The 26487-nt window shown below is 70.0% G+C and carries 24 protein-coding genes and 1 pseudogene; 3 read left to right on the top strand and 22 right to left on the bottom strand.

Features of this window, described 5'->3' with window-relative positions:
* Positions 1-791: pseudogene (locus OG435_RS50760) on the bottom strand (virginiamycin B lyase family protein).
* Positions 792-966: 175 nt separating this feature from the next.
* The gene (locus OG435_RS30655) at positions 967-1542 is read right to left on the bottom strand and encodes a hypothetical protein (protein ID WP_266881155.1); all 576 of its coding nucleotides are present in this window, start codon (positions 1540-1542) and stop codon (positions 967-969) included.
* A gap of 186 nt (positions 1543-1728) precedes the next feature.
* Between OG435_RS30655 and OG435_RS30650 the strand changes: the two genes are divergently transcribed.
* The 3 genes from OG435_RS30650 (at position 1729) to OG435_RS30640 (ending at position 5693) form a co-directional block, all read left to right on the top strand.
* A complete protein-coding gene (locus OG435_RS30650; protein WP_266881154.1) occupies positions 1729-2994 on the top strand; it encodes a sensor histidine kinase in 1266 nt (421 codons plus the stop codon).
* Positions 2991-3632, top strand: a complete 642-nt coding sequence (locus OG435_RS30645) for a response regulator (protein ID WP_266881153.1) — start codon at positions 2991-2993, stop codon at positions 3630-3632. Before OG435_RS30650 ends, OG435_RS30645 begins: the two co-directional genes overlap by 4 nt.
* Positions 3633-3833: 201 nt before the next feature.
* Positions 3834-5693 (top strand): glycosyl hydrolase family 18 protein, encoded by a 1860-nt coding sequence (locus tag OG435_RS30640; protein ID WP_430625717.1) that lies wholly within the window; start codon positions 3834-3836, stop codon positions 5691-5693.
* A 120-nt stretch (positions 5694-5813) separates the two neighbouring features.
* Here OG435_RS30640 and OG435_RS30635 read toward each other — a convergent pair whose 3' ends face one another.
* The 20 genes from OG435_RS30635 to thrB form a co-directional block, all read right to left on the bottom strand.
* The gene (locus OG435_RS30635; protein ID WP_266881152.1) at positions 5814-6263 is read right to left on the bottom strand and encodes a DUF2550 domain-containing protein; all 450 of its coding nucleotides are present in this window, start codon (positions 6261-6263) and stop codon (positions 5814-5816) included.
* Between the two features lie 133 nt (positions 6264-6396).
* A complete protein-coding gene (locus OG435_RS30630; protein WP_243336233.1) occupies positions 6397-6771 on the bottom strand; it encodes a F0F1 ATP synthase subunit epsilon in 375 nt (124 codons plus the stop codon).
* Positions 6772-6900: 129 nt separating this feature from the next.
* A complete protein-coding gene (gene atpD, locus OG435_RS30625; protein ID WP_266881151.1) occupies positions 6901-8340 on the bottom strand; it encodes a F0F1 ATP synthase subunit beta in 1440 nt (479 codons plus the stop codon).
* Complete coding sequence (locus OG435_RS30620) at positions 8340-9257, bottom strand: F0F1 ATP synthase subunit gamma (RefSeq protein ID WP_266881150.1); 918 nt, start codon at positions 9255-9257, stop codon at positions 8340-8342. The genes atpD and OG435_RS30620 overlap by 1 nt, the downstream gene beginning before the upstream one ends.
* Positions 9258-9277: 20 nt before the next feature.
* Positions 9278-10873, bottom strand: coding sequence for a F0F1 ATP synthase subunit alpha (gene atpA, locus OG435_RS30615; RefSeq protein WP_266881149.1), 1596 nt, complete (start codon positions 10871-10873; stop codon positions 9278-9280).
* Between the two features lie 130 nt (positions 10874-11003).
* A complete protein-coding gene (locus OG435_RS30610) occupies positions 11004-11819 on the bottom strand; it encodes a F0F1 ATP synthase subunit delta (RefSeq protein ID WP_266881148.1) in 816 nt (271 codons plus the stop codon).
* Positions 11816-12358 carry a F0F1 ATP synthase subunit B gene (locus OG435_RS30605; protein WP_254384247.1) on the bottom strand — a complete coding sequence of 181 codons (543 nt, stop codon included), beginning with the start codon at positions 12356-12358 and terminating at the stop codon, positions 11816-11818. The genes OG435_RS30610 and OG435_RS30605 overlap by 4 nt, the downstream gene beginning before the upstream one ends.
* A 42-nt stretch (positions 12359-12400) precedes the next feature.
* Positions 12401-12634 carry an ATP synthase F0 subunit C gene (atpE, locus tag OG435_RS30600; protein ID WP_030857147.1) on the bottom strand — a complete coding sequence of 78 codons (234 nt, stop codon included), beginning with the start codon at positions 12632-12634 and terminating at the stop codon, positions 12401-12403.
* Between the two features lie 81 nt (positions 12635-12715).
* Positions 12716-13552, bottom strand: a complete 837-nt coding sequence (atpB, locus tag OG435_RS30595; protein ID WP_266882222.1) for a F0F1 ATP synthase subunit A — start codon at positions 13550-13552, stop codon at positions 12716-12718.
* A 210-nt stretch (positions 13553-13762) separates the two neighbouring features.
* Positions 13763-14200, bottom strand: a complete 438-nt coding sequence (locus OG435_RS30590; RefSeq protein ID WP_266881147.1) for a hypothetical protein — start codon at positions 14198-14200, stop codon at positions 13763-13765.
* A gap of 275 nt (positions 14201-14475) precedes the next feature.
* Positions 14476-15810 carry an MraY family glycosyltransferase gene (locus OG435_RS30585; protein WP_266882220.1) on the bottom strand — a complete coding sequence of 445 codons (1335 nt, stop codon included), beginning with the start codon at positions 15808-15810 and terminating at the stop codon, positions 14476-14478.
* 104 nt (positions 15811-15914) lie between these two features.
* Positions 15915-17147 carry a serine hydroxymethyltransferase gene (glyA, locus tag OG435_RS30580; RefSeq protein WP_266881146.1) on the bottom strand — a complete coding sequence of 411 codons (1233 nt, stop codon included), beginning with the start codon at positions 17145-17147 and terminating at the stop codon, positions 15915-15917.
* Between the two features lie 262 nt (positions 17148-17409).
* Entirely contained in the window at positions 17410-18042 is a 633-nt protein-coding gene (locus tag OG435_RS30575; RefSeq protein ID WP_266881145.1) for a protein-tyrosine-phosphatase, read from the bottom strand.
* Complete coding sequence (locus tag OG435_RS30570) at positions 18039-18686, bottom strand: L-threonylcarbamoyladenylate synthase (RefSeq protein ID WP_266881144.1); 648 nt, start codon at positions 18684-18686, stop codon at positions 18039-18041. The genes OG435_RS30575 and OG435_RS30570 overlap by 4 nt, the downstream gene beginning before the upstream one ends.
* Before the next feature lie 88 nt (positions 18687-18774).
* The gene (gene prmC / locus OG435_RS30565; RefSeq protein WP_266881143.1) at positions 18775-19620 is read right to left on the bottom strand and encodes a peptide chain release factor N(5)-glutamine methyltransferase; all 846 of its coding nucleotides are present in this window, start codon (positions 19618-19620) and stop codon (positions 18775-18777) included.
* Between the two features lie 56 nt (positions 19621-19676).
* A complete protein-coding gene (gene prfA / locus OG435_RS30560; RefSeq protein ID WP_266881142.1) occupies positions 19677-20756 on the bottom strand; it encodes a peptide chain release factor 1 in 1080 nt (359 codons plus the stop codon).
* A gap of 114 nt (positions 20757-20870) precedes the next feature.
* Complete coding sequence (rpmE, locus tag OG435_RS30555; protein ID WP_112448418.1) at positions 20871-21086, bottom strand: 50S ribosomal protein L31; 216 nt, start codon at positions 21084-21086, stop codon at positions 20871-20873.
* Between the two features lie 187 nt (positions 21087-21273).
* Positions 21274-22377 carry an LCP family protein gene (locus tag OG435_RS30550; protein WP_266881141.1) on the bottom strand — a complete coding sequence of 368 codons (1104 nt, stop codon included), beginning with the start codon at positions 22375-22377 and terminating at the stop codon, positions 21274-21276.
* 357 nt (positions 22378-22734) lie between these two features.
* Positions 22735-24873, bottom strand: coding sequence for a transcription termination factor Rho (gene rho / locus OG435_RS30545; protein WP_266881140.1), 2139 nt, complete (start codon positions 24871-24873; stop codon positions 22735-22737).
* A 460-nt stretch (positions 24874-25333) separates the two neighbouring features.
* On the bottom strand, positions 25334-26260 hold the full coding sequence (gene thrB, locus OG435_RS30540; protein ID WP_243336217.1) for a homoserine kinase: 927 nt from the start codon (positions 26258-26260) through the stop codon (positions 25334-25336).
* Between the last annotated feature and the right edge of the window lie 227 nt (positions 26261-26487).

Genomic DNA, 26487 nt, shown 5'->3' with positions numbered 1-26487 from the left:
TCAGCGGCAGAACGAGGCCGCGCCGGCAAGTGCCCCGGCGCGGCAGGGCAGCACCGGGCGCGGGCGTTCGTGACGCGGGTGCCCGTGGCGCGGACCCGGCTGCGGGGCGGCGGCGTGCGGGCCGTGGCCCCGGCCCGGGAGGGCGTCGACGCGGCCGATGGCGTTGCCGAAGAGTTCGGTGAACCAGACGTTCCGGTCCGGCCCCGTCGCGATGTTGAAGGGCACCTTCTCCGCGCCGTCCGGCACCGGGAACTCGGCGACCTCCCCCTTCGGGGTGATCCGCCCGATGACACCGAGCTGGTCGGAGTACCACATGTTCCCGTCGGGGCCGCGGGTGATGCCGTCGGCGCTGCCGCCCGGGTTCGGCCGGGGGAAGAGCGTGACGGTGCCCGACGGGGTGATCCGCCCGGGCCGGCCGCGATGTCGGACGGGAACTCGAAGCCGGCGGGCAGCGGGTACTCGGTCACGTTGCCGGAGTGGTCGACACGGCCGATCTTTCCCGCGAACAGCTCCGTGAACCACACACCGCCGGTGCCGGCCGCGAGGTGGTACGGGAAGGCGTCCGGTGTGGGGACGGCGTACTCGGTGACGGTTCCGTCGAGCCGCATCCGCCCGATCTTGTTCGTACCGCTCTCGGTGAACCACAGCGCCCGGTCCGGTCCCGCCGTGATCCCCGTGGGGGAGCTCGCGGGGGTCGTGACCGGATACTCCGTCACGTCCCCCACGTCGGCACGGGCGGGAGCGGCTTGTACCGCGACCGCGAGCAGCGCGCCCAGGGAAGCGGTGAGCATGCGGTCGATTCGTCGGCGGATCGTCGGCGTGCCCGGCATGGACCAGCCCCTCTGGGTGAGCGGCGGGAGAGTGACAGGTGATGGCCTACCAGCTCACGCCCGCGCCCGCCCGGCCGCCGCCACCGAGTCGACCGCGAACCAGCCGACTGCCGTAGCGCGGGCCGTCCGCCCGAACCTAGAGCCTGTCGGGCGCGTCCACCGAGTCGCGCAGGGCGGCTTTCGCCGGTGCCGGCTTCGGCCACACCGTGTAGGCGACGGCGATCAGGGCGTGGATGCCGGCCACCCGCAGCGCCGTGAGCTGCCACCCGCGCAGCACGGTGGTATCGCCCGAGGCGCCGACGTACCAGATCGCCGCCTGCAGCAGAGCGGCCGCGACGGCCGCCGCGAGGAGGGTCCGGGCGACGAGCTTCCACTCGTGGACGGCCCGCGCCGTGCCGTGACCGGCGCCGGCCGGCTTCGGACCCCCGGCCAGCCGGTACGCGGCGTGGCCGTCGAGCCAGCGCACGGTGTAGTGCCCGTAGGCGGCGGTGTAGCCGAGGTACAGCGCGGCGAGCCCGTGCTTCCAGTCCGGCTCGGCGCCGCCGCGCAGGTCCACGGCGGTGGCCGCCAGCAGCGCCAGCTCCAGGAGCGGCTCGCACAGCAGGACGGCCGCGCCGGTCCTCGGCATCTTCGCGAGGTAGCGCAGGGCCAGACCACCGGCCAGCAGGACCCAGAAGCCGACTTCACAGGCGATGATCAGGGTGACGAGCACGGGAGTCTCCGTTCCTGCGGTGGGATGCGGGGTGGGGATACGGGGAGGGGTTGCGGGGTGGGGATGCGGGGAGGGGATGCCTCCAGCTTCCCGCCCGCTTCGCGCGGATTCCTCGTCGCCGATGACGAATGCCGGGGCGGCCGTCTGCATCCTTCGATGTACGGGCCCGCCCGAAAAGCAGCCGCGATGGCGACGCCCGCCCCCGCCGCAGCCTGTTTGGATGGGCCCGTGACCCTCAAGATCCCGCCACCGCACCGCGACGACGTGCTGCTCGCCGTGGGCAGCGTGGCCGCCGGCCTGCTCCTGTGGTGGCTCGGGGTGTACAGCTCCCCCACCCGGGAGCTGTTTCCCGCCTGGGCGGCCCTGGTCCCGCTCCTGGCCCTCGGCCCGATGGAGCTGCTGCGCCGCAGCATGCCCCGGGTGACCCTGGCGGTCGGCACCGCGGGGCTGATCGCCGACCAGTTCACCGTGGGGAACCTGGCCACCGTCCTGATCTTCACCGATCTGATGTACGCGGCCGTGGTCTACGGCAAACCCGCCATGGCCCGCCGCCTCCCGGTCCAGACCGGCCTGATCACCATCGCCGTCACCATCGCCTCCGTGGCCTGGCTGCGGACCCCTCAGGCCCTGCTCATCGGCGTGATCACCGGCATCGTCAGCTTCGGTCCGGCGCTGACCGGCGCCACCCTGCGCAACCACCGCGAGGCCGCCATCGCCGCCCGGCTGCGCGCGGAGCAGACCGCGCTGCTGGCCGAGATGGACCGGTCTCAGGCGATTGTCGCCGAGCGCGCCCGGATGGCCCGCGAGCTGCACGACATGGTGGCCAACCACCTCTCCGCCATCGCCATCCACTCCACCGCGGCGCTCTCCATCGACTCCCCCGCCACCAGCCGCGAGGCGCTCGGGGTGATCCGCGAGAACAGCGTCCAGGGACTGGCCGAGATGCGCCGTCTGATCGGCCTGCTGCGGGACGCGGGCGCCGGGCAGGAGGCCGTCGCCACGCCCTCGCTGGACGGGCTGGACGCCCTGCTGGAGCAGGCCCGTACGAACGGGGCCGCGAGCGGGCTGGACTTCGTACTCCGTGACGACCGGCCGTCCGGGGAGCCCCTGCCCGCCCCCGTAGAGCTGGCGGCGTACCGGATCGTCCAGGAGTCGGTGACCAACGCCCTCAAGCACGCCGCCCCCGGCACGGTCACCGTCCGGCTGGCCCGCGAAGACCTCGCGGCCGGGACCAGGGGCGCGGCCAGGGGCGGGGCCGGCGCGCTGCGGGTGACGGTCGTCTCCCCCTACGGGGACCGCCCCGGCCCCCGCGCACCCGGCTCCGGCGCCGGTCTGATCGGCATGCGCGAGCGGACGGAGCTGCTCGGCGGAGCATTCGAAGCGGGCCGCGCGGACGCGGTCTGGCAGGTCCGGGCGACGCTGCCCGTGGAGGAAGAGGCGGTACGGACGTGACGATCAGGGTCGTGGTGGCGGAGGACCAGAGCGCGGTACGGGCCGGGCTGGTCCTGATCCTGCGCAGCGCCGGCGACATCGAGGTGGCGGGCGAGGCGGCGGACGGGGAGGAGGCCGTGCGCCTGGCCCGCGAGCTGCGGCCGGACCTCGTGCTCATGGACGTGCAGATGCCGCGCCTGGACGGGGTGTCGGCGACCCGCCAGGTGGTCGCGGAGGGCCTGGCCGACGTCCTCGTGCTCACCACCTTCGACCACGATGAGTACGTCTTCGGCGCCCTGCGCGCGGGCGCGGCGGGCTTCCTGCTGAAGGACGCGGACGCGGCGGAGCTGATCGCGGCGGTACGGACCGTCGCGCGCGGGGAGGGCCTGATCGCCCCGGCGGTGACCCGGCGGCTGATCGCGGAGTTCGCGGACCCGCGGCCCGTACGGGTCCCCGTACCGGCGACGGTGGAATCGCTGACACCGCGCGAACGGGAGGTGCTGGGGTGTCTGGGCGAGGGGCTGTCGAACGCGGAGATCGCGGTGCGCCTGGAGATGGCGGAGGCCACGGCGAAGACCCACGTCAGCCGGGTGCTGGCCAAACTGGAGCTGCGCAGCCGGGTCCAAGCCGCCGTTCTGGCACAGGAGTTGGGGATCTAGCCGGATCCGGCCGGAAATGAATCCGAGGCTGCTACGGGAGGTCTGGACCCCTTGACGGTTGGTCCAGACCTTTCTACTCTCACGCACAACTGTGGTGAGCGTGCCATGACAAGACGTCACGGCCCCGCTCACGGGCGGCGCAGGTCCCACCCCCATGCAGCGGCCGTCCCCACGGCCGCTGCGGACCTCGGAGGAGCACCCTTGAGCACAGCACCCCCACGACGCGCACCGCTGTTTCGAAGAGTCGCGGCCGCACTGGCCGTCCTCACCCTGCCCCTGGCCGGACTGGTGGCCATCGCCGGTCCCGCCGAGGCAGCCGCCTCGGCCACCGCGACGTACACCAAGGTCTCCGACTGGGGCTCCGGCTTCGAGGGCAAGTGGACGGTGAAGAACACCGGCACGACCACCCTCAGCAGCTGGACCGTGGAGTGGGACTACCCGGCCGGTACCGCCGTCACCTCCGCCTGGGACGCCACCGTCACCAGCTCGGGCACCCACTGGACCGGCAAGAACGTCGGCTGGAACGGCACCCTCGCCCCCGGCGCCACCGTCAGCTTCGGCTTCAACGGCACCGGCGCCGGCGCCCCCAGCGGCTGCAAGATCAACGGCGGCACCTGCGACGGCGGCACCACCCCCACCGACAACCCGCCCAGCGCCCCCGGCACCCCCACGGCCAGCGGCGTCACGGACACCGGGCTGACCCTCGGCTGGGCCGCGGCCACCGACGACAAGGGCGTCAAGAACTACGACGTCTTCCGCGGCGGCGCCAAGATCGCCACCGTCACCAGCCCCTCGTACACCGACTCGGGCCTGACCAAGGGCACCTCCTACACCTACACGGTCACCGCCCGCGATACCATCGACCAGACCGGCCCCTCCTCCGGCTCCCTCTCGGTGACCACCACCGGCGGCGGCGGAACCGACCCCGGCGACCCCGGCACCCCGGGAGCCAAGGTCAAGCTCGGCTACTTCACGAACTGGGGCGTCTACCAGCGCAACTACCACGTGAAGAACCTGGTCACCTCGGGCACCGCCGCGAAGATCACGCACATCAACTACGCCTTCGGCAACGTCCAGGGCGGCAAGTGCACGATCGGTGACGCCTACGCCGACTACCAGAAGACCTACGACGCCGGCTCCAGCGTCTCCGGCACCGCCGACACCTGGGACCAGCCGGTCGCGGGCAACTTCAACCAGCTGCGCCAGCTGAAGAAGAAGTACCCGAACATCAAGGTCCTCTACTCCTTCGGCGGCTGGACCTGGTCCGGCGGCTTCGGCCAGGCCGCGGCCAACCCGGCCGCCTTCGCCCAGTCCTGCTACGACCTGGTCGAGGACCCGCGCTGGGCCGACGTCTTCGACGGCATCGACATCGACTGGGAGTACCCGAACGCCTGCGGCCTGTCCTGCGACACCAGCGGGGCCGCCTCCCTGAAGAACGTGCTCTCCGCGCTGCGCACCAAGTTCGGCAGCAGCAACCTGGTCACCGCCGCCATCTCCGCCGACGGCTCCAACGGCGGCAAGCTCGACGCGGCCGACTACGCGGGCGCCGCCCAGTACGTCGACTTCTACAACGTCATGACCTACGACTTCTTCGGCGCGTGGGCGGCGCAGGGCCCGACGGCCCCGCACTCCCCGCTCACCTCGTACACCGGCATCCCGATCGCCGGCTTCAACTCCGAGGCCGCGATCACCAAGCTCAAGGGCAAGGGCATCGCCGGCTCCAAGCTCAACCTCGGCATCGGCTTCTACGGCCGCGGCTGGACCGGCGTCACCCAGGCCACCCCCGGCGGCACCGCCACCGGACCGGCCCCGGGCACCTACGAGCAGGGCATCGAGGACTACAAGGTCCTCAAGAGCTCCTGCCCCTCCACCGGCACCGTCGCCGGCACGGCCTACGCCAAGTGCGGCAGCAACTGGTGGAGCTACGACACCCCCGCCACCATCGCCTCGAAGATGGCCTGGACGAAGCAGCAGAACCTCCGGGGAGCCTTCTACTGGGAGTTCAGCGGCGACACCGCGAACGGCGAACTGGCCACAGCGGTCTCCGCCGGCCTCTCGTAACCCCTGAGCGCACGGCCCGGTGAGAGACGAAGCCGGGGAGACGGGGTCCGCCCCCCGTCTCCCCGGCTTCTCCCTTTTTACGCGCGGGACTCCGTCCGGCGGGGACGACCGCTGCCGGCCTCAGGCCACGTTCACCCGTTGCCCGGGCGGCGCGGCCTCCAGCCAGGCCAGGAAACCGGTCAGCGCGTCATCGCTCATCGCCAGCTCCAGGCGGGTGCCGCGATGCGCGCAGCAGAGTACGACGGCGTCGGAGAGCAGGGCCAGCTCCTCCTCGCCCTCGGGCGCACGGCGGGCCACGACCTCGATGGAGGACCGCTCCAGCAGCCGGCGCGGCCGCGGGGAGTAGCTGAAGACACGGAACCAGTCGATGCGGTCACCGCTGTAGCGCGCGACCCCGTACACCCAGCCCTTGCCGGAGACGTCCGGTTCCTCGGACACCCCCCAGCGCATGCTGCAGTCGAAGGTGCCGCCGGAGCGCTGGATCAGCCTGCGGCGCAGCCCGAACACAAACAGCCCGATCACCACCAGGGCTACGACGACCAGGCCGCTCACAAGCAGAGCGAGGAGCATCTTTCACCGACCTCCTCGCTCATCGAATGACGCACATCCAAAAACGCACCCGCATCGCCTCAGCCGCGACCCGGTCCGGAAAATTCCGGAACAGGCCGCGGCTGAGGTTTAAAGCTCTTACCGGTACCGGGGCTCAGCGCCCCGAAACCGCGCGCAGCCGGACATCGGCGCGACGCTCGGAGACCGAATCGGTCTCCGCCTTCGCGCGCTCCAGTGCCCGCTCCGCCCGCTCGACATCGATCTCGTCGGCAAGCTCGGCGATCTCGGCCAGCAGGGACAGCTTGTTGTCCGCGAACGAGATGAATCCGCCGTGCACCGCGGCGACGACAGTGTTGCCGCCGACGGTACGGATGGTCACCGGGCCCGATTCCAGCACACCGAGAAGCGGCTGGTGACCGGGCATGACGCCGATGTCGCCGGACGTGGTGCGGGCGACAACCAGGGTGGCCTCGCCGGACCAGACATTCCGGTCCGCCGCGACCAGCTCGACGTGCAGCTCAGCAGCCATGGTGGCTCCTCGGGTCACCACCCGGCCCAATGGCCGGGTGTTGGGTCAAATTCTAATGGGCGTGAGGAGAGGGACGGGACACACCCGCCCCTCTCCGTCGATCAGCTGTGCTCACGGATGAGCGCGGCTTCAGGAGACGCCCAGCTCCTTGGCGTTGGCCTTCAGGTCCTCGATGCCACCGCACAGGAAGAACGCCTGCTCGGGGAAGTGGTCGTAGTCGCCGTCGCAGATCGCGTTGAAGGCGACGATCGACTCGTCGAGCGGAACGTCCGAACCGTCCACGCCGGTGAACTGCTTGGCGACGTGGGTGTTCTGCGACAGGAAGCGCTCGACACGACGGGCACGGTGGACAACGAGCTTGTCCTCCTCGCCCAGCTCGTCGATACCGAGGATCGCGATGATGTCCTGGAGGTCCTTGTACTTCTGCAGGATCCCCTTGACGCGCATCGCCGTGGCGTAGTGGTCCGCCGCGATGTACCGCGGGTCGAGGATGCGGGACGTCGAGTCCAGCGGGTCCACGGCCGGGTAGATGCCCTTCTCGGAGATCGGACGGGAAAGAACCGTCGTCGCGTCGAGGTGGGCGAAGGTGGTGGCCGGCGCCGGGTCGGTCAGGTCGTCCGCGGGGACGTAGATCGCCTGCATCGAGGTGATCGAGTGACCGCGGGTCGAGGTGATGCGCTCCTGCAGCAGACCCATCTCGTCAGCCAGGTTCGGCTGGTAACCCACGGCGGACGGCATGCGGCCCAGAAGGGTCGACACCTCCGAACCGGCCTGGGTGTAACGGAAGATGTTGTCGATGAAGAAGAGCACGTCCTGCTTCTGCACATCGCGGAAGTACTCCGCCATGGTCAGACCGGCCAGGGCGACGCGCAGACGGGTGCCCGGGGGCTCGTCCATCTGCCCGAAGACAAGCGCCGTCTTGTCGATGACGCCGGACTCGGCCATTTCCTCGATGAGGTCGTTGCCCTCACGGGTACGCTCACCGACGCCCGCGAAGACCGACACACCGTCGTGGTTGTTGGCGACGCGGTAGATCATTTCCTGGATCAGAACGGTCTTGCCGACACCGGCACCACCGAACAGACCGATCTTTCCACCCTTGACGTACGGGGTGAGAAGGTCGATGACCTTGACGCCGGTCTCGAACATCTCGGTCTTCGACTCGAGCTCGTCGAAGCGGGGCGCCTTGCGGTGGATCGGCCAGCGCTCGGTGACGTTGGCGTTCTCCTCCGGGTAGTTCAGCACCTCACCCAGGGTGTTGAAGACCTTGCCCTTGGTGAAGTCGCCCACGGGGACGGTGATGCCCTCGCCCGTGTTGACCACCGTGGCCTGGCGGACCAGACCGTCGGTCGGCTGCATCGAGATGGTACGGACGAGGCCGTCACCCAGGTGCTGCGCGACCTCGAGGGTCAGGGTCTTGAGCTTGCCGTCCTCGGCCGGGTCTGCGACCTCGACCTTGAGGGCGTTGTAGATCTCGGGCATGGCGTCGACGGGGAACTCCACGTCGACGACCGGGCCGATGACCCGGGCAACGCGGCCCGTGGCGGCGGCCGTCTCAATGGTCGTCATTACTTGTCACTCCCCGCGGTCGCGTCTGCCATGGCGCTGGCGCCACCGACGATCTCGCTGATTTCCTGGGTGATTTCGGCCTGGCGGGCCGCGTTGGCAAGCCGGGAGAGGCTCTTGATGAGGTCTCCGGCGTTGTCGGTCGCCGACTTCATCGCGCGGCGGCGGGCGGCGTGCTCGGAAGCGGCCGACTGCAGCAGTGCGTTGTAGATGCGGCTCTCGACGTAGCGCGGCAGAAGGGCGTCGAGGACGTCCTCCGCCGACGGCTCGAAGTCGAACAGCGGAAGGATCTCGCCCTTCGCGCCGGTCTCTTCTTCGACCTTGTCGAGGCTGAGCGGCAGCATCCGGCCGTCCACCGCGTTCTGCGTCATCATCGACACGAATTCCGTGTAGACGATGTGCAGCTCGTCGACGCCACCCTCGGCCGTAACCGTCTCGATGGCCTCGATCAGCGGCGCCGCGACGCGCTTGGCGTCGGCGTAGGCCGGGCTGTCGGTGAAGCCGGTCCACGACTCCGCGACCTTGCGCTCGCGGAAGCCGTAGTAGGCGACACCCTTACGGCCGACGATGTACGTGTCGACCTCCTTGCCCTCGCCGCGCAGCCGCTCGGTGAGCCGCTCCGCCTGCTTGATGGCGTTCGAGGAGTAGCCGCCGGCCAGACCGCGGTCGCTCGTGATGAGCAGGACCGCGGCACGCACCGGTGCCTCGACCTCGGTCGTCAGGGCGTGCTTGGTGTTCGAACCGGTCGCCACCGCGGTCACCGCACGGGTGAGCTCGGTCGCGTACGGCATCGATGCCGCCACCTTGCGCTGCGCCTTGACGATGCGCGAGGCGGCGATCATTTCCATCGCCTTGGTGATCTTCTTGGTCGCCGTGACGGCACGGATACGACGCTTGTAGACCCGGAGCTGCGCTCCCATGAGTCAGCTTCCTTCCGTCGTCACTTGGAGACGTTGACGGCCGGCGCGTCCTCGCCCAGGAGCTTGCCGTCCGAGGTCTCGAACCCACGCTTGAAGTCAGCGATGGCGTCAGCGATGGAGGTGAGGGTGTCGTCCGACATCTTGCCGCCGTCCGCGATGGAGGTGAGGAGGTCCTTGCGCGAGACGCGCAGGTGCTCCAGCAGCTCCGACTCGAAGCGACGGATGTCGTTGACCGGGACCTCGTCCATCTTGCCGGTGGTACCGGCCCAGACGGAGATGACCTGCTCCTCGACGGGCATCGGCTGGTACTGGCCCTGCTTCAGCAGCTCCACCAGACGCTTGCCGCGCTCCAGCGAGGCCTTCGACGCGGCGTCCAGGTCGGAACCGAAGGCGGCGAACGCCTCCAGCTCACGGTACTGGGCGAGGTCCAGGCGCAGACGGCCGGAAACCTGCTTCATGGCCTTGTGCTGGGCCGAGCCACCGACGCGGGAGACCGAGATACCGACGTTCAGCGCCGGGCGCTGGCCCGCGTTGAACAGGTCGGACTCGAGGAAGCACTGGCCGTCGGTGATGGAGATGACGTTGGTCGGGATGAACGCCGACACGTCGTTCGCCTTGGTCTCGACGATCGGCAGACCGGTCATCGAACCGGCACCCATGTCGTCGGAGAGCTTGGCGCAACGCTCCAGCAGACGGGAGTGCAAGTAGAAGACGTCGCCCGGGTAGGCCTCGCGGCCCGGCGGACGGCGCAGCAGCAGCGACACGGCGCGGTAGGCGTCGGCCTGCTTCGACAGGTCGTCGAAGATGATCAGGACGTGCTTGCCGGCGTACATCCAGTGCTGGCCGATGGCCGAACCGGTGTACGGCGCCAGGTACTTGAAGCCGGCCGGGTCGGACGCCGGGGCGGCGACGATCGTCGTGTACTCGAGCGCACCGGCGTCTTCCAGGGCGCCGCGAACGGACGCGATGGTCGAGCCCTTCTGGCCGATGGCGACGTAGATGCAGCGGACCTGCTTGTTCACGTCGCCAGAGCGCCAGTTGTCGCGCTGGTTGATGATCGTGTCGACGGCAAGAGCGGTCTTGCCGGTCTGACGGTCACCGATGATCAGCTGACGCTGACCACGGCCGACCGGCACCATCGCGTCGATGGCCTTGTAGCCGGTCTGCATCGGCTCGTGGACCGACTTGCGGACCATGACGCCGGGGGCCTGCAGCTCGAGGGCGCGGCGGCCCTCCGTCGCGATCTCGCCGAGACCGTCGATCGGGTTGCCGAGCGGGTCGACGACGCGGCCGAGGTAGCCCTCGCCGACGCCGACGGAGAGCACCTCACCGGTGCGCTGCACCGGCTGGCCCTCCTCGATACCGCTGAACTCGCCGAGGACGACCGCACCGATCTCGCGCTCGTCGAGGTTCAGGGCGAGACCGAGGGTTCCGTCCTCGAACTTCAGCAGTTCGTTCGCCATGGCGGAGGGCAGGCCCTCCACCTTCGCGATGCCGTCGCCGGCAACGCTGACCGTTCCGACCTCCTCGCGCGAGGCCGCGTCCGGCTGGTACGACTGGACAAAGTTCTCCAGTGCGTCCCGGATCTCCTCCGGCCGGATCGTGAGCTCCGCCATCTGGGTTCCCTGCTCTCCTTGTTGGGCCTGAAGCTTCTTAGGGGTCTGGGGGCGACCCCCAGGAATCTTCTGCAAGTTCTGCACGGCCCAACCGGGCCGCTGGCAATACTTTTTTCTAATGTGTGGCTGGTCAGCCGGCCATGCGGCGCGACGCCTCGGCGATGCGGTCCGCGATGGTGCCGTCGATGACCTCGTCGCCGACCCGCACCGAGATCCCGCCGAGGACCGTGGGGTCCACGTCGAGGTTCAGGTGCATCGGGCGGCCGTACAGCTTGGCCAGCACCGCGCCGAGACGCTGCTTCTGGACATCGCTGAGCGGAACCGCGGTGGTCACGGTGGCGACCATGCGGCCACGACGCTCGGCGGCGACCTTCGAAAGGGACTCGAGGCCCGCTTCCAGGCTACGTCCACGCGGGTGCGTGACGAGACGCGTGACCAGCCGCTCGGTGACGGCGTTCGCCTTGCCGCCGAGCAGGCTGCGGAGCAGCTGGCTCTTGGCGGCGGCGGTCGCCGACCGGTCGGTCAGTGCTGCGCGCAGCTCGGTGTTCGAGGTGACGATCCGGCCGAAGCGGAACAGCTCGTCCTCGACGTCGTCGAGGCCACCGGCGGCCTGGGCCGCCGTGAGGTCGGCGGTGGCCGCCAGAACCTCGAGCGAGTCCACCAGGTCACGGGACTGCGACCAGCGGGACCGGACCATTCCGGACACCAGGTCGAGGGTTTCCCCGCCCACCTGGCCGCCCAGCAGGCGGTTTGCCAGCTCGGCCTTGGCCTCGCCGGACTGCGCCGGGTCCGTGATGACCCGACGCAGCGAGACCTCACGGTCGAGCAGCGCGGTGACGGACGCCAGCTCGCCGGCGAGCTTCGCCGCGTCGACGGACGTGTTGTCCGTCAGCGCGTCGAGACGCTCGCGGGCGGTGGCCAGCGCGTCGCGGCTCGCTCCGTTCATCGGGCGGCCTCGGCCTTCTCCTCAAGCTCGCTGAGGAAGCGGTCGATCGTGCGGCTCTGCCGGGCGTGGTCCTCGAGGGACTCGCCGACAAGCTTTCCGGCCAGGTCGGTCGCCAGCTTGCCGACGTCCTGACGGAGGGCGGAAGAGGCAGCCTTGCGGTCAGCCGCGATCTGGGCGTGACCGGCAGCGATGATCTCCTCACGCTGCCGCTGGCCCTCTGCGCGAAGTTCTTCCTTCAGCGCGGTGCCCTGCTCCAGAGCGTCCTGGCGCAGGCGAGCGGCCTCGTGCCGGGCTTCGGCGAGCTGGGCCTTGTACTGCTCCAGAACGCTCTGAGCCTCGGTCTGAGCGGCCTCAGCCTTTTCGATACCGCCTTCGATGGCCTCGCGGCGCTCGTCCAGAACCTTGTTGATGTTCGGGAGGAGCTTCTTCGCGAGGAAACCGAAGACGATGACGAAGGCGATCAGACCGATGACGAGCTCGGGGATCGGCGGAATGAGGGGGTTTTCCCCACCCTCAGCCGCGAGAACCAGGAGGTTCACATCAGTGCCTTTCGTCGATTCGGACTAGTCGTGGAGTTCGTCTTAGTAGACGAACGGCATGACCAGACCGATGAGGGCGAGCGCCTCACAGAAGGCGAAGCCGAGGATCTGGTTGGCGCGGATCAGACCGGCAGCCTCGGGCTGACGGGCAAGAGCCTGCGTGCCGTTACCGAAGATGATGCCGACGCCGACGCCGGGGCCGATGGCGGCGAGGCCGTAGCCGACAGAGCTGAGGGAGCCGGTGACGCCTTCGGCGGCAGCGAGGATCTGGGACATGCCAGTTCTTCCTTCTCTTTCATGGACCGGTGGGGGTTGGCCACCGGACGATTCGGGGGGATTGCAGGAGCGGGCTGTGGCTCAGTGGTGCTCGGCGAGCGCGCCCTGCAGGAAGCTGCAGGCCAGGAGGACGAAGACGTACGCCTGGACAGCCTGGATGAAGAGTTCGAACGCGGTCATCACGATGACCATGACGAACGAGACGCCCGCGTAGGCGATGCCGATCCCGTTCAGCAGGTACCAGCTGGCGATGGTGAACAGCAGCAGCAGGGTGTGACCGGCGAACATGTTCGCGAACAGTCGGACCGCGTGGGTGAAGGGGCGGACGATGACGTTCGAGAAGAACTCGATGACCATGACCAGCGGGAGGACCGGGCCGAGCGACTTGTCGTAGCCGGTCAGGTTCTTGAAGCCGCCGACGAAGCCGTGGCGCTTGAACGTCACGCTCATCCAGATCACGTAGACGATCAGGGCGAGCCCGACCGGGTACGAGAAGATCGCCGTCACCGGGAACTGGGCGATCGGAATGATCGACCAGAGGTTCAGGATCCAGACGAAGAAGAACAGCGAGACCATGAAGGGGACATACTTCTCGCCCTCCTTCTTGCCGAGCGTCTCGTACACGATGCCGCGGCGCACGAAGTCGTAGCCGGCCTCGGCCACCATCTGCAGCTTGCCCGGGACGACCTTCGGCTTGCGGAAGGCGGCCCAGAAGAAGGCGACGATGACGACCGTGCCGAGCAGGGCGAGCAGCATCGTCTTGTTGAAGTACGCGTTGCTGTCACCGTCCCCGAAGATCGGCTGGAACAGGAACGAGTGCAGGCCGGGAGCCGGGAATCCACAACCGTCGAAGATGTGGCAATCGGTCTCGAAGGCGAGCACCGTAGTCGGGTCAGCACTCACCGCGGGCTCCTTCAGCGTGGCGCATAGGTACGGCAACCTCGTTGTGTCGGCGCGGCGGACAGCCGCTGTTCGGCACTGGACTGGTGTAACGGATGTGGGGGCGGCTATCGGGCATCGAGCCTCGCGATGGAACAGGCGTCAGCTCGGATGCCCGCGCCAGCATTGCCACAGTTGAAACCGGACGATAGCAGCATCCCGAACGCGTACTTATTCCGCCCCTACCCCTCACGGCTTCTGGCCCGAATTTCCGGGCTTGTCGCCCTTCATCGAGTCAGGTTCGACGTAAAGGATCTTGGCCTTCATATGAGCACGCGCCTGTGCGGCGATCCACACCAGGGTGGCGACGACGAGCGTGATGGCGAAGGCCTTGGGGTTGAACAGCGTCGTGTTCTTGAACACGGCGAGAAAGACGAAGAGCAGCAGGATCTGGGCCGTATAGAGCATGAGCCCCATGGCCTGGAACAGGTGCGGAAGTGATTTCGCCGTGCGCTGCAGTACGAGGAATCCGATGCCCATGAACAGCATCACCACGACCGTCGCGACGACGGCGCCCACGGCCCCCTTGCCACCGGCGACGATCCCACTGATGACGGCGGCGAGAGTGCCGGCGACAGCCGTGGGAACGGCGGATTGCAGGAGGGATCGGACGTCATCTGACCGCATGGCGGTTTGCTCCGCGTGGTGGTGGGGGCACTGGGACTCGTACAGGACGAGCGTAAGCCCGGTCCGAGAGGGAACCTCGGGCCAATGGACCGTCGCACTACGGTCCTTCGGCTCTGTCGCCGGGTTTAGTGAACGGTATCACAAAGTATTTGATGAGAGCTTTACTCGGAGGGTGTGCGGACTGTCACACATGAGAGTGACCCTGCGCGTGTGTGCGCGACACGCAACTGGGTTGTCTGGTAAAGGGGGTTCATGTCCGACATGCGTCACGGACGTCAGCGCGAGGAGCCGGCCTTACGCCGGTCGGGGAAGCGCGAACGGGGGCCGATGGCGGTCGCCCCGTTGACGCCGGAGACTCCCGCCGCGATCGGCCGGGCGGGCTCGGGCTCCGCCGCGGAATCGTCCTGCAGGGCCGCCTCCGCGGCCCGTTCGGCGTGCCGGTAGCGCGGCGGGACCAGCCGCTCCGCCCACTGCGGGGCCCTCGGGGTGAAGCGCGGCAGCAGGAGCAGCAGCAGGCCCACGGCGCTCAGCGCGGAGATCGCCAGCACGATCCACATCGAGGCGGAATGCACCGAGTACGCCACGGTGCCGAAGGCGATCAATCCTGACCAGAAGTACATGATGAGCACGGCGCGGCTGTGCGAATGCCCGAGTTCCAGCAGCCGGTGGTGCAGGTGTCCGCGGTCCGCGGCGAAGGGCGACTGGCCCTTCCAGGTGCGGCGCACGATGGCGAGGACCAGGTCCGTCATCGGGATCGCGATGATCGTGAGCGGCAGGATCAGCGGGATGAAGACCGGCAGCATCGCGTGGGTCGCGTTGCGCTCGCCGCCCACGAACAGCGCCATCGCGTCCGGGTCCACCTGTCCGGTGACGGAGATGGCGGCGGCGGCCAGCACCAGGCCGATGAGCATCGAGCCGGAGTCGCCCATGAAGATCCGGGCGGGGTGCATGTTGTGCGGCAGGAAGCCGAGGCACATGCCCATCAGGATGGCGGCGAAGAGGGTCGCGGGCGCGGCCGCCTCGATCCCGTAGCCGAACCAGATCCGGTAGGCGTAGAGGAAGAACGCACAGGTCGCGATGCAGACCATGCCGGCGGCGAGGCCGTCGAGGCCGTCCACGAAGTTCACCGCGTTGATGGTGATCACGACGAGGGCCACGGTGAGCAGGTTGCCCTGCCAGGGGGTGAGCGAGACCGTCCCGATGCCCGGGATCGGGATCCACAGGATGGTCAGGCCCTGCATGCACATCACGCCGGCGGAGATCATCTGCGCGCCGAGCTTGATCAGGGCGTCGAGCTCGAACTTGTCGTCGAGTACGCCGACCAGCCAGATCAGGGCCGCCCCGGAGAGCAGGGCCCGCGGCTCGTTGGACAGCTCGAAGACCCCGTTGAGGTTCTGCAGGTGGTCCGCGACGAGCAGTCCGGCGCACAGTCCGCCGAACATCGCGATGCCGCCGAGCCGTGGAGTGGGCTCCCGGTGCACGTCGCGGGCGCGGATCTCCGGCATCGCTCCCACGGCGATCGCGAACTTCCGCACGGGCCCGGTGAGTAGATAAGTCACCGCGACCGTGACGCAAAGCGTCAGCAGATATTCACGCACGGGCTGCCCCAGATGTATCGCCGGCCATCTCAGCCCCACACACTAGCTGCGAAGTACTCACTGCCGGGGACGCGCAGGGGCGGTATCCCGGTTGCGGTACGTCGTACTCGCCCTGCTTAAACCCCATACGGCGGAAAACTGACCACCAGCTCGTTGACGTCCCTACGGATCTTCGCGGGCTCCCCGCCCGCCAGCGCGGCCGTGAACAGCTCGGCGATCCGGCCCATCTCCGCCTCCCCCATCCCCTGCGTGGTCACCGCCGCGGTACCGAGGCGGATGCCGCGCTGATCACCGTACGGAAGGGCGCAGGTGTCCAGCACGATGCCGGCGGCGGCCAGCCGGCCCCGGGCGCCCGCGCCGTCGAGGCCCAGCGGCGCGGGGTCGGCGGTGATCAGGTGGGTGTCGGTACCGCCGGTGGTGATCGCGAACCCGCGGGCGGCGAGCGCGTCGGCCAGGGCGCGGCCGTTGGCGACCACCCGGTGCGCGTAGGAGGTGAAGGCGGGCCCGGCGGCCTCGCCGAAGGCCACGGCCTTGGCCGCGATGGTGTGCATCTGCGGGCCGCCCTGGGTGAAGGGGAACACCGCCCGGTCGATCCGCTCCGCGAACTCGGCTCCGCACAGGATCATCCCGCCGCGCGGGCCCCGGAGCACCTTGTGGGTGGTGGCCACGACGATGTCCGCGTAGGGCACGGGGCTGGGCGCCGCCCCGCCGGCCACGAGTCCGATGGGGTGGGCGGCGTCGGCGATCAGGAAGGCCCCGACCTCGTCGGCGATCTCCCGGAACGCGGAGTACTCGGGGTGCCGCGGATAGGAGATGGAGCCGCACACGATGGCCCTGGGCCGGTGCTCGTGCGCGAGCCGCTGCACCTCGGTGTAGTCGATGAGCCCGGTCTCGGCGTCCACTCCGTACCCGACGAAGTCGAACCAGCGCCCGGAGAAGTTGGCGGGCGACCCGTGCGTGAGGTGTCCCCCGGAGGTGAGCGCCATGGCCAGCACGGTGTTCCCGGGCCGCAGCAGCGCGGCGTACGCGGCGAGCACGGCGGCGGATCCGGAGTGCGGCTGCACGTTCGCGTGCTCGGCGCCGAAGAGGGCGCGGGCCCGCTCGACGGCGATCCGCTCGGCGAGGTCGGCGTACTCGCAGCCGCCGTGGTGGCGGGCGCCGGGGTACCCCTCGGCGTACTTGTTGGCGAGCGCCGATCCGAGTGCGGTGAGCACGGCGGCGGAGGTGAAGTTCTCCGCGGCGATCAGCTGCAGCCCGGCCGCCTGACGCTGCCGCTCCCCGTCGAGGACGTCGGCCATCTGCGGATCCTGCTGCCGCAGCAGGTCCAGGGGCTGGGTGATGACGCTCATGGCGCGACTCCAGGGGGGTACCGCATACCGGGTACCAGCCACTGTAGGCCGGGCCCGCGCATCCCGCCCTGCGGCGCCGGTCCAGCCTCGCCGGCGTTTGGGCATTTCAGCCGTTCGGCGTTTGAGGACCGGGGTCTGGGGCGGAGCCCCAGGGGGGCCGGGCGGAGCCCGGAGAACGGTGGAACCGGGGGTCCCCCCGGACGGAGTCTGGGGGAGGGTAGGGGACAGCCCCGCAGGGCAACCGCACCCGGCACCGCCGGCCTCAGCGGGAAGCCGTGACGCCCGTCAGGGCCGTGACCACGGGGTCCAGCGCCTGGTTGATCTCGTCGCCGATCGACCGGAAGAAGGTGATCGGCGCCCCGTACGGGTCGTACACCTCATCCGCGTCGGGCGAGGGGGCCAGCAGCCACCCCCGCAACGCGGCGGCGGCACGGACCAGCGCACGGGCCCGCTCCACCATCCCGTCCTCCAGCGGCGGCAGCGTCGCAGGGTCTATCGCCCGGACCAGCCGGGTGAACTCCTTCAGGGTGAAGGTGCGCAGCCCCGCCGAGTGCCCCATCGAGATCACCTGGGCACGGTGGTCGCGGGTGGCGGTCAGGACCAGGTCCGCGCGTATGACGTGCTCGTCCAGCAGTTCCCGGCCGGTGAATCCGGAGGCGTCCGCCCCGAAGTCGGCCAGCACGGCGGCCGCGTTGGCCTCCATGGGCGCGCCCTCGTGGCCCCAGGTGCCCGCGCTCTCGACGATCAGGTCGCCGGTGACGGGGCCGCCGAGCCGGTGGGACAGCGCGTGCCGCGTCAGCCGCTCGGTGATGGGCGAGCGGCACACGTTGCCGGTGCTGACGTGGAGTATGCGGAAGGTGCTGTCCCCGGCTATGCCACGCCCCTCAGGGCTCACGGGGCCACCTCGAGGTCGGGCACGACCTCCCGCAGCTGCTCGGCGGTCAGTGCCCCCTCGCGCAGCAGGACGGGAACCTTCCCGGTGACGTCGACGATCGACGAGGGCTGCATGCCCGGGGTCGGGCCGCCGTCCAGGTACACGGACACGGAGTCGCCGAGCATCTCTCGGGCCGCGTCGCAGTCCTCCGGCGCGGGGTGTCCGGTCAGGTTCGCCGAGGACACCGCCATCGGGCCGACCTCGGTCAGCAGCTCGATCGCGACGGGGTGCAGGGGCATGCGTACGGCCACGGTGCCGCCGGTCTCGCCCAGGTCCCACGCCAGCGAGGGCTGGTGCTTGGCGACGAGGGTCAGCGCGCCGGGCCAGAAGGCGTCGACGAGCTCCCACGCCTGCTCGGAGAAGTCCGTGACCAGGCCGTGCAGGGTGTTCGGGGAACCGATGAGGACGGGGGTGGGCATGTTGCGGCCGCGGCCCTTGGCGGCGAGCAGGTCGCCGACGGCCTCCGCGCTGAAGGCGTCCGCGCCGATCCCGTACAGGGTGTCCGTGGGCAGCACGACGAGCTCGCCACGACGTACGGCGGAGGCGGCTTCGCGCAGGCCCGTCTTGCGGTCCGTCGCGTCGTTGCAGTCGTATCGCCGGGCCATCAGCGGGCCTCCTCGTGCAGCGGGGTGGTGGCGGGAATGCGCGCGGTGACCGCGCCGGCCGGGGCGGGTCCGGTCACGGCGGGGCCCGTCACGGCATGGCCTTGCGGGCGGTGGCGAAGCGCGGGCGCTTGTTGAGGTCGGGGTGGTCGGCGGCGTCGGCCCAGCCCCGCTCCTCGGCGAAGATCCACGGGACCTGGCCGCCCTGGGTGTCGGCGTGCTCGATGACCACGATGCCGCCGGGCCGCAGCAGCCGGTGGGCGGTGCGCTCGATGCCGCGGATGGTGTCCAGGCCGTCCTCGCCGGAGAACAGCGCCATCTCGGGGTCGTGGTCGCGGGCCTCGGGTGCCACGTACTCCCACTCGGTGAGCGGGATGTACGGCGGGTTGGAGATGACCAGGTCGACCTGTCCGTCCAGCTCGGGCAGCGCGCTGAGCGCGTTGCCCTGGTGGACGGTGACGCGGGAGCCCTCGGCGTTCTTACGGGTCCACCGCAGGGCGTCCTCGGACAGCTCGACGGCGTGCACGCGCGAGCGCGGCACCTCCTGCGCCATGGCCAGCGCGATGGCGCCGGAGCCGGTGCAGAGGTCCACGATCAGCGGCTCGACCACGTCCATCGCCCGGACGGCCTGTATGGCCCAGTCCACGACCGACTCGGTCTCGGGCCGGGGCACGAAGACCCCGGGCCCGACCTGGAGCTCCAGGTAGCGGAAGAAGGCGCGGCCGGTGATGTGCTGAAGCGGCTCGCGCGCCTCGCGGCGGGCGACGGCCTCCCAGTACCGGGCGTCGAAGTCCGCGTCCTTGACGTGGTGGAGTTCCCCCCGCTTGACGCCGTGCACGAAGGCCGCGAGCTCCTCGGCGTCGAAACGCGGTGAGGGCACGCCGGCGGCGGCCAGCCGCTGGGTGGCCTGGGCCACCTCGGCAAGCAGCAAGTTCACGCTGGTCCTCCGGGCTGCTGTCGTACGGGGGGTGGTGCGGGGTCCTGCGGGACGGCTCAGTGCGCGGACGCGAGCTTGGCGGCGGAGTCCGTGTCGACGCAGGCCTGGATGACCGGGTCGAGGTCTCCGTCGAGCACCTGGTCCAAGTTGTACGCCTTGAAGCCCGTCCGGTGGTCCGAGATCCGGTTTTCCGGGTAGTTGTACGTACGGATCTTCTCGGAGCGGTCCACGGAGCGCACCTGGCTGCGGCGCACGTCGGAGGCCTCCTGCTCGGCGGCTTCCTGGGCGGCGGCCAGCAGGCGCGAGCGCAGGATGCGCATCGCCTGCTCCTTGTTCTGGAGCTGGCTCTTCTCGTTCTGGCAGGAGGCGACCACACCGGTCGGGATGTGCGTGATGCGCACGGCCGAGTCGGTGGTGTTGACGGACTGGCCACCGGGGCCCGAGGAGCGGTACACGTCGATGCGGAGGTCGTTCATGTTGACCTCGACCTCCACCTCCTCGGCTTCCGGGGTGACGAGCACGCCGGCGGCGGAGGTGTGGATGCGGCCCTGGGACTCGGTGGCCGGCACGCGCTGGACGCGGTGCACGCCGCCCTCGTACTTCAGGCGGGCCCAGACGCCCTGGCCGGGCTCGGTGGCGCCGTTGCCGCCCTTGGTGCGGACGGAGACCTGGACGTCCTTGTAACCGCCGAGCTCGGACTCGGTGGCGTCGATGATCTCGGTCTTCCAGCCCACGCGCTCGGCGTAGCGCAGGTACATGCGCAGCAGGTCGCCGGCGAACAGGGCGGACTCGTCACCGCCCGCACCCGCCTTGACCTCCAGGAGCACGTCCTTGTCGTCGCTGGGGTCGCGCGGAACGAGCAGCAGGCGGAGCTTCTCGGTGAGCTCTTCGCGCTGTGCGGTCAGTTCCTTGACCTCTGCCACGAAGTCCGGGTCGTCGGCCGCGAACTCCTTCGCCGTCTCGATGTCCTCGGCGGACTGCTTCCAGGCACGGAAGGTCGCGACGATCGGGGTCAGCTCCGCGTAGCGCTTGTTCAGCTTGCGCGCGTTGGCCTGATCCGAGTGGACCGAAGGGTCGGCGAGCTTCTTCTCAAGATCGGCGTGCTCGCCGATCAGTTCCTCGACCGCCTCGAACATCGGGGGCTCCTGAAGATGGTGAATGTGAAGAAAAGGGCTGCGGGACGAGAAAGGCGCCGGTCCGGCTGCCCCCGTACGAACGGGGTGCAGCCGGGGTCCGGCGCCTGAGGCTCGCTACTTCTGTGCAGCCTTGCCGAAGCGGGCCTCGAAGCGCGCCACGCGGCCACCGGTGTCGAGGATCTTCTGCTTGCCCGTGTAGAACGGGTGGCACTCGGAGCAGACCTCGGCTCGGATGGAGCCCTCGGTCAGGGTGCTACGGGTGGTGAACGACGCGCCACAGGTGCAGCTGACCTGGGTCTCGACGTACTGGGGGTGAACATCGCGCTTCAAGGTGTCTCCTAGATTCGGGAGGGCGCCGGGTCGCAGGAGCCGAATTGCGCGCTGCGTGAACCGGGGCCGACAGACCAGTCTGCCAGGACCGGGCTGCCTGTCAAAATTCTGAGGACGCCTCCCTCAACGGAGGGGGGCCGGCATCTATTCCACGGCTGGGCGGAACCCCTCCGACCAGCGGGTTCGGCTACTGGACGACCGTACCGGCGGTGCCCTTGTCACCGGCCGAGTTCGCGGTGGCCTCGGCGGGGACCTGCCGGTCGGCCAGCAGGGCGTCCCAGACCATCTTGGACTCCTTGGTGAGCGGGACGACCCGGTTGGGGTCACGGGTGTCGCCGGTCACCGGCAGGGTGATCATCTGCATGTTCTCGGGGCTGATGCCCTCCAGGCCCTGGGCGAAGCCCATGAGCGACTTCACGTCGCCGAGCGCCTTGTCCGTGGTGATGGCCTTGGTGGCGGTGTCGGCCAGCTCGAGCAGCTTCTTCGGGTTGTCGAAGACGCCGATGCTCTTGACCTGCTTGATCAGCGCCTTGATGAAGGCCTGCTGGAGCTGTATTCGGCCCAGGTCGCCGCCGTCGCCGACGCCGTGGCGGGTACGGACGAGGCCGAGGGCCTGCTCGCCGGTGAGCCTGTTCTTCCCGGCGGGCAGGTTCAGGTGGCTGTAGTCGTCCTTGATCGGCTTGGTGGTCGTCACCTCGACGCCGCCGAGCTTGTCGATGATCTCCTTGAAGCCCGTGAAGTCGACTTCGAGGTAGTGGTCCATGCGGATCCCCGACATCTTCTCCACCGTCGCGACCGCGCAGGCGGCCCCGCCGACGGTGAAGGACTCGTTGAACATCTTGCGCGGGCCGCCCAGGTCGCTCTTGCCGTTCGGGAGCTTGCAGGAGGGCCTGGTCACGAGGGTGTCGCGGGGTATGGACACGACGGTGGCCTTGGTGTGGCCCTCGTTGAGGTGGACGATCATCGCCGTGTCGGAGCGTGCGGAGCCGCCGTCGTCCTGGCCGTACTCGCCGTTGGCGCCGCCGCGGGAGTCGGAGCCGAGGACGAGGATGTCCATCGAGCCGTTGTCGACGTTCTCCGGGCGGTCGGTGCCGAGGGCGGCGTCGATGTCGACCGTCTTGAGGTTGCCGTTGAACTTGAAGTAGAAGTAGCCGAGCCCCGCCCCGCCCAGGAGGACCACGCCTGCGGCGGTCCACGCGGCGATGACGACGGCCCTGCGGCGCGCGGCCGGCTTCCGTCGGCGTCGGCCCGCGCCGGCCCTGCGGCCGCGTCCCCTGTTGTCCTGGCTCATGCTCTCCTCTGCCCGTCTGTGGTCGGCCCGGTTCCCCGTTTCCCTCTGTCAGAGACGGTCGGACGCTTCCCAGGGTTCCACGGCCGTCTGTGCGTCCCGTGTGCGTCCCCCGCGCGACCGGACCCGCAGGCCCCGGTGCCCGGCGGGGAAGAACGCCCCGTGACCCGGCGCCCGCCTGCGGTTTCCCGCGTAGGAGCGGGGTGAGCGCCCGGGGCCGCGCGGGGCACGGAGTGTGGCCAAGGTCGCACCCGCGCACGAAGCGCCGCAGAGCGCCGGGACCCCCGTACGACACGACCGCCCCCGTCGCGGATGCGGCGGGGGCGGTCGTGGTCACGCAGGTGGTGCTACGGGGAGACGTCAGTCGTCGTTCTTGCCCGACGGGGTCGTCTTCGCGATCTGCATGAGGAACTCGGCGTTCGACTTCGTCTGCTTCATCTTGTCGAGGAGCAGCTCGATGGCCTGCTGCGAGTCGAGCGCGTGCAGCACCCGGCGCAGCTTCCAGACGATGGCGAGCTCCTCGCTGTTGAGGAGGATCTCCTCCTTGCGGGTGCCCGAGGGGTCCACGTCCACGGCCGGGAAGATGCGCTTGTCGGCGAGCTTCCGGTCGAGCTTGAGCTCCATGTTGCCGGTGCCCTTGAACTCCTCGAAGATCACCTCGTCCATGCGCGAGCCGGTGTCGACCAGCGCGGTGGCCAGGATGGTCAGCGAGCCGCCGTCCTCGATGTTGCGCGCCGCACCGAAGAAGCGCTTCGGCGGGTAGAGCGCGGTCGAGTCGACACCACCGGACAGGATGCGGCCGGAGGCGGGGGCGGCGAGGTTGTACGCGCGTCCCAGGCGGGTGATGGAGTCCAGCAGGACGACCACGTCGTGACCGAGCTCGACGAGACGCTTGGCGCGCTCGATGGCCAGCTCGGCAACGGTGGTGTGGTCCTCGGCCGGGCGGTCGAAGGTCGAGGAGATGACCTCGCCCTTCACCGACCGCTGCATGTCGGTGACCTCTTCCGGACGCTCGTCGACCAGGACGACCATCAGGTGGCACTCGGGGTTGTTGACCGTGATCGCGTTGGCGATCGCCTGCATGATCATGGTCTTGCCGGTCTTCGGCGGGGCCACGATCAGACCGCGCTGGCCCTTACCGATCGGCGACACGAGGTCGATGATGCGGGTGGTCAGCACGCCCGGGTCGGTCTCCAGGCGGAGCCGGTCCTGCGGGTACAGGGGGGTCAGCTTCTGGAACTCCGGCCGGCCGCGGCCGGATTCGGGCGCCATGCCGTTGACGGAGTCCAGGCGCACGAGCGCGTTGAACTTCTCGCGGCGCTCGCCGTCCTTGGGCTGCCGGACGGCGCCGGTGGTGTGGTCGCCCTTGCGCAGACCGGCCTTGCGGACCTGGGCGAGGGAGACGTACACGTCGTTCGGGCCGGGCAGGTAGCCCGAGGTCCGGATGAACGCGTAGTTGTCGAGGATGTCCAGGATGCCCGCGACGGGGATCAGGACGTCGTCGTCGGCGACCGGGGTCTCCACCGGGGCGAACTCGTCGCGTCCGCGACGGCCACGGCGGTCGCGGTAGCGGCCGCGGCGGCCGCGCCGACCGTCCTCGTCGAAGTCGTCCTGCGGGCCGTTGTCCTGACGGTCCCGGTCCTGACGACCGCCCTGCTGGCCCTGGCCCTGACCCTGACCCTGGCCGCGGCCGCCCTGCTGGCGGTCCTGACGGTCGGTCCGGTCCTGGCGGCCGCCCTGCTGACCCTGACCCTGGTTCTGGCCCTGGCCACCCTGGCCGGCCTGGCCCTGGCCCTGACCCTGGGCGCCCTGGCCCTGGTCGTCGGCCTTGGCACCGCGCTCACGGCGCTCGCGGCGACCGTCGGCGCGGTCGTTGCCCCGCTCACGGCGGTCGCGACGGCCGCGGCCCTCACCCTCCTGGGCCTGGCCCTGGCCGGCGGGAGCGGTGGCGGCCTCGGCCTTCGCCTCGGCCTGTGCGGCCGGAGCGACGGTCTCGGACTTCTGCTCCACCTGGACGGCGGCGGCGGGGGCCGAACCCTCGGGGCTGCCGGAGGGGGCGGTGGCGCGCCGGCGGCGGCGCTCGCCGACCGGGGCGTCCTCGCTGGCCGGCTGGCCCGGGATGTCGATCTGGGCCTGCGCGGCGGTCTTCTCGGCGGGCGCCTCGGCGGCGGCCTCGCCCGTACGGGCCTTGCTGGTGGCGCGGCGCTTCGGCTTGGTCTCGGCCGGCGCGGAGGCCGCGGCGGCGGGCGCGGAGGCGGCGGCCTTGGGGGCGCTGCTTCCCGCCTGCGCCTCCTTGATGACCTCGATCAGCTGGCCCTTGCGCATCCGCGCGGTGCCCCTGATGCCGAGGCCCGACGCGACCTGCTGGAGCTCGGCCAGGACCATGCCGTCAAGGCCGGTGCCGGAGCGGCGGCGCTTGGTCGGCGCGGCGCCCTCGGCGGGGGCACTGGTGTCGACGTTGGTGTCGGCAGCGCCCATCAGATCGGTGGTGTCGCTCACGAAGGGTCCTTCCCTGGAGCGGACGTCGGCCTGTCTGGCTCGGCGACCGGTTGTGCTGTCCGACAGCAATCCGGGATGTACGGACTGTGCCGGGGCGGTGGTCCGCCGATAGAGATACGGCGGAGAGAAACGTGCATGTGCGTGGGTGGTTCCGGCGAGAAGCCCCCGAGCTGGAAGCGTGGGAATGTCACGCCGAATCCGGAGCGTGCTCGAAACTGCTGGCAGCGATCAAAGCAGTCGGGGAGGCTCCCGGAAGAAAGGTGGTCCCTGATAGGGACACTGAGCACCAAGCCATGGCGGCTTCGGATGCGCACTTGAGACTAACACTACCGGATCCAACAGACATTCCCCCTCTCCATCACCGGCTGTAGAGCCCATCCGCGCGAGTCCGCGCGGGCTCCGCGCGGGCGGCCTGCCCTGGCCGCCCGCCCCTGGCCGGCTGTGTCCTCTACTGAACGGATCAGCCGCCCTGGGTTCCCAGCGGAAGTACGCTCGCGCCCGCGGCGTCGAGTGCGAGCCGGTTGGCCGCCCACCCCTCGCCCGCGAGCCGTGCGACCTTGTCGGCCGCACCGTTGTCGACCAGCGCGAGGACCGTGGGGCCCGCGCCGGAGATCACCGCGGGGATGCCGTCCGCCCGCAGTCTGGCCACGAGCGCCACGCTCTCGGGCATCGCCGGGGACCGGTACTCCTGGTGGAGACGGTCCTCGGTGGCCGGCAGCAGGAACTCGGGACGCCTGGTCAGGGCCTCTACGAGCAGACCCGCGCGGCCCGCGTTGACGGCCGCGTCCACGTGCGGGACGGTGCGCGGCAGCAGGCCGCGCGCGGTCTCCGTCAGGACCGGCTTGGAGGGGACGAAGACCACCGGAACGATGGAATCGGCGGGCTCCATACGGATCGCCTTGGCGCTGCCGCCGTCCATCCACGCGAGGGTGAAGCCGCCGAGCAGACAGGCGGCGACGTTGTCGGGGTGGCCCTCGATCTCGGTGGCGAGTTCCAGCAGGGCCGTGTCGTCGAGCTTGGCCTCTCCGCCTATGGTCACGGCGCGGGCGGCCACGATGCCCGCACAGATGGCGGCGGAGGAGGACCCGAGGCCGCGGCCGTGCGGGATGCGGTTGGCGCAGACGACCTCGAGGCCGCGCGGCTGGCCGCCCAGCAGGTCGAAGGCGGTACGCATGGAACGTACGAGGAGGTGGCTCTCGTCCCGGGGCAGGGTGTCGGCACCTTCGCCCGCGATGTCGATGTTCAGGCCGGAATCGGCCACGCGTACGACGACGTCGTCGTAGAGCCCCAAGGCCAGCCCGAAGGCGTCGAAGCCCGGGCCGAGGTTGGCACTGCTGGCGGGAACGCGCACCCGTACGGCGGCGGCGCGGAAGGCGGGACCGGCCATCTTCCGATGACACTCCTTGTGACTGTGCGAGACGGATCTTCGCTGGCTCGCTGTGAATGTACTGGAGAACGTACGACACCCGAAGGCCCTGTGGGCAGCACCGCGGTCATATGCGCGGCGGCGGATGTAAGTACAGCCTATCGAAGGAAGGTTCTTCTCCGACATAGGGCGCGCAGCAGGCGCACGATGCGTGTCGCGGGCTCCCACCGGATCCGTCCGGTCTCCAC

Origin of the sequence: Streptomyces sp. NBC_01264 (genome assembly GCF_026340675.1) — a bacterium.
Classification (GTDB): Bacteria; Actinomycetota; Actinomycetes; order Streptomycetales; family Streptomycetaceae; genus Streptomyces.
The sequence above is the reverse complement of the archived record's forward strand: the minus strand, read 5'-3'. Positions and strand labels throughout refer to the sequence as shown.

Coding starts and splice junctions, on each gene's coding strand:
- OG435_RS30650 (WP_266881154.1), top strand. CDS start 1,729: ATGGCGACGCCCGCCCCCGCCGCAGCCTGTTTGGATGGGCCCGTGACC.
- OG435_RS30635 (WP_266881152.1), bottom strand. CDS start 6,263: ATGCTCCTCGCTCTGCTTGTGAGCGGCCTGGTCGTCGTAGCCCTGGTG.
- OG435_RS30630 (WP_243336233.1), bottom strand. CDS start 6,771: ATGGCTGCTGAGCTGCACGTCGAGCTGGTCGCGGCGGACCGGAATGTC.
- atpD (WP_266881151.1), bottom strand. CDS start 8,340: ATGACGACCATTGAGACGGCCGCCGCCACGGGCCGCGTTGCCCGGGTC.
- OG435_RS30620 (WP_266881150.1), bottom strand. CDS start 9,257: ATGGGAGCGCAGCTCCGGGTCTACAAGCGTCGTATCCGTGCCGTCACG.
- atpA (WP_266881149.1), bottom strand. CDS start 10,873: ATGGCGGAGCTCACGATCCGGCCGGAGGAGATCCGGGACGCACTGGAG.
- OG435_RS30610 (WP_266881148.1), bottom strand. CDS start 11,819: ATGAACGGAGCGAGCCGCGACGCGCTGGCCACCGCCCGCGAGCGTCTC.
- atpE (WP_030857147.1), bottom strand. CDS start 12,634: ATGTCCCAGATCCTCGCTGCCGCCGAAGGCGTCACCGGCTCCCTCAGC.
- OG435_RS30590 (WP_266881147.1), bottom strand. CDS start 14,200: ATGCGGTCAGATGACGTCCGATCCCTCCTGCAATCCGCCGTTCCCACG.
- glyA (WP_266881146.1), bottom strand. CDS start 17,147: ATGAGCGTCATCACCCAGCCCCTGGACCTGCTGCGGCAGCAGGATCCG.
- OG435_RS30570 (WP_266881144.1), bottom strand. CDS start 18,686: ATGGCCCGGCGATACGACTGCAACGACGCGACGGACCGCAAGACGGGC.
- prfA (WP_266881142.1), bottom strand. CDS start 20,756: ATGTTCGAGGCGGTCGAGGAACTGATCGGCGAGCACGCCGATCTTGAG.
- OG435_RS30550 (WP_266881141.1), bottom strand. CDS start 22,377: ATGAGCCAGGACAACAGGGGACGCGGCCGCAGGGCCGGCGCGGGCCGA.
- thrB (WP_243336217.1), bottom strand. CDS start 26,260: ATGGCCGGTCCCGCCTTCCGCGCCGCCGCCGTACGGGTGCGCGTTCCC.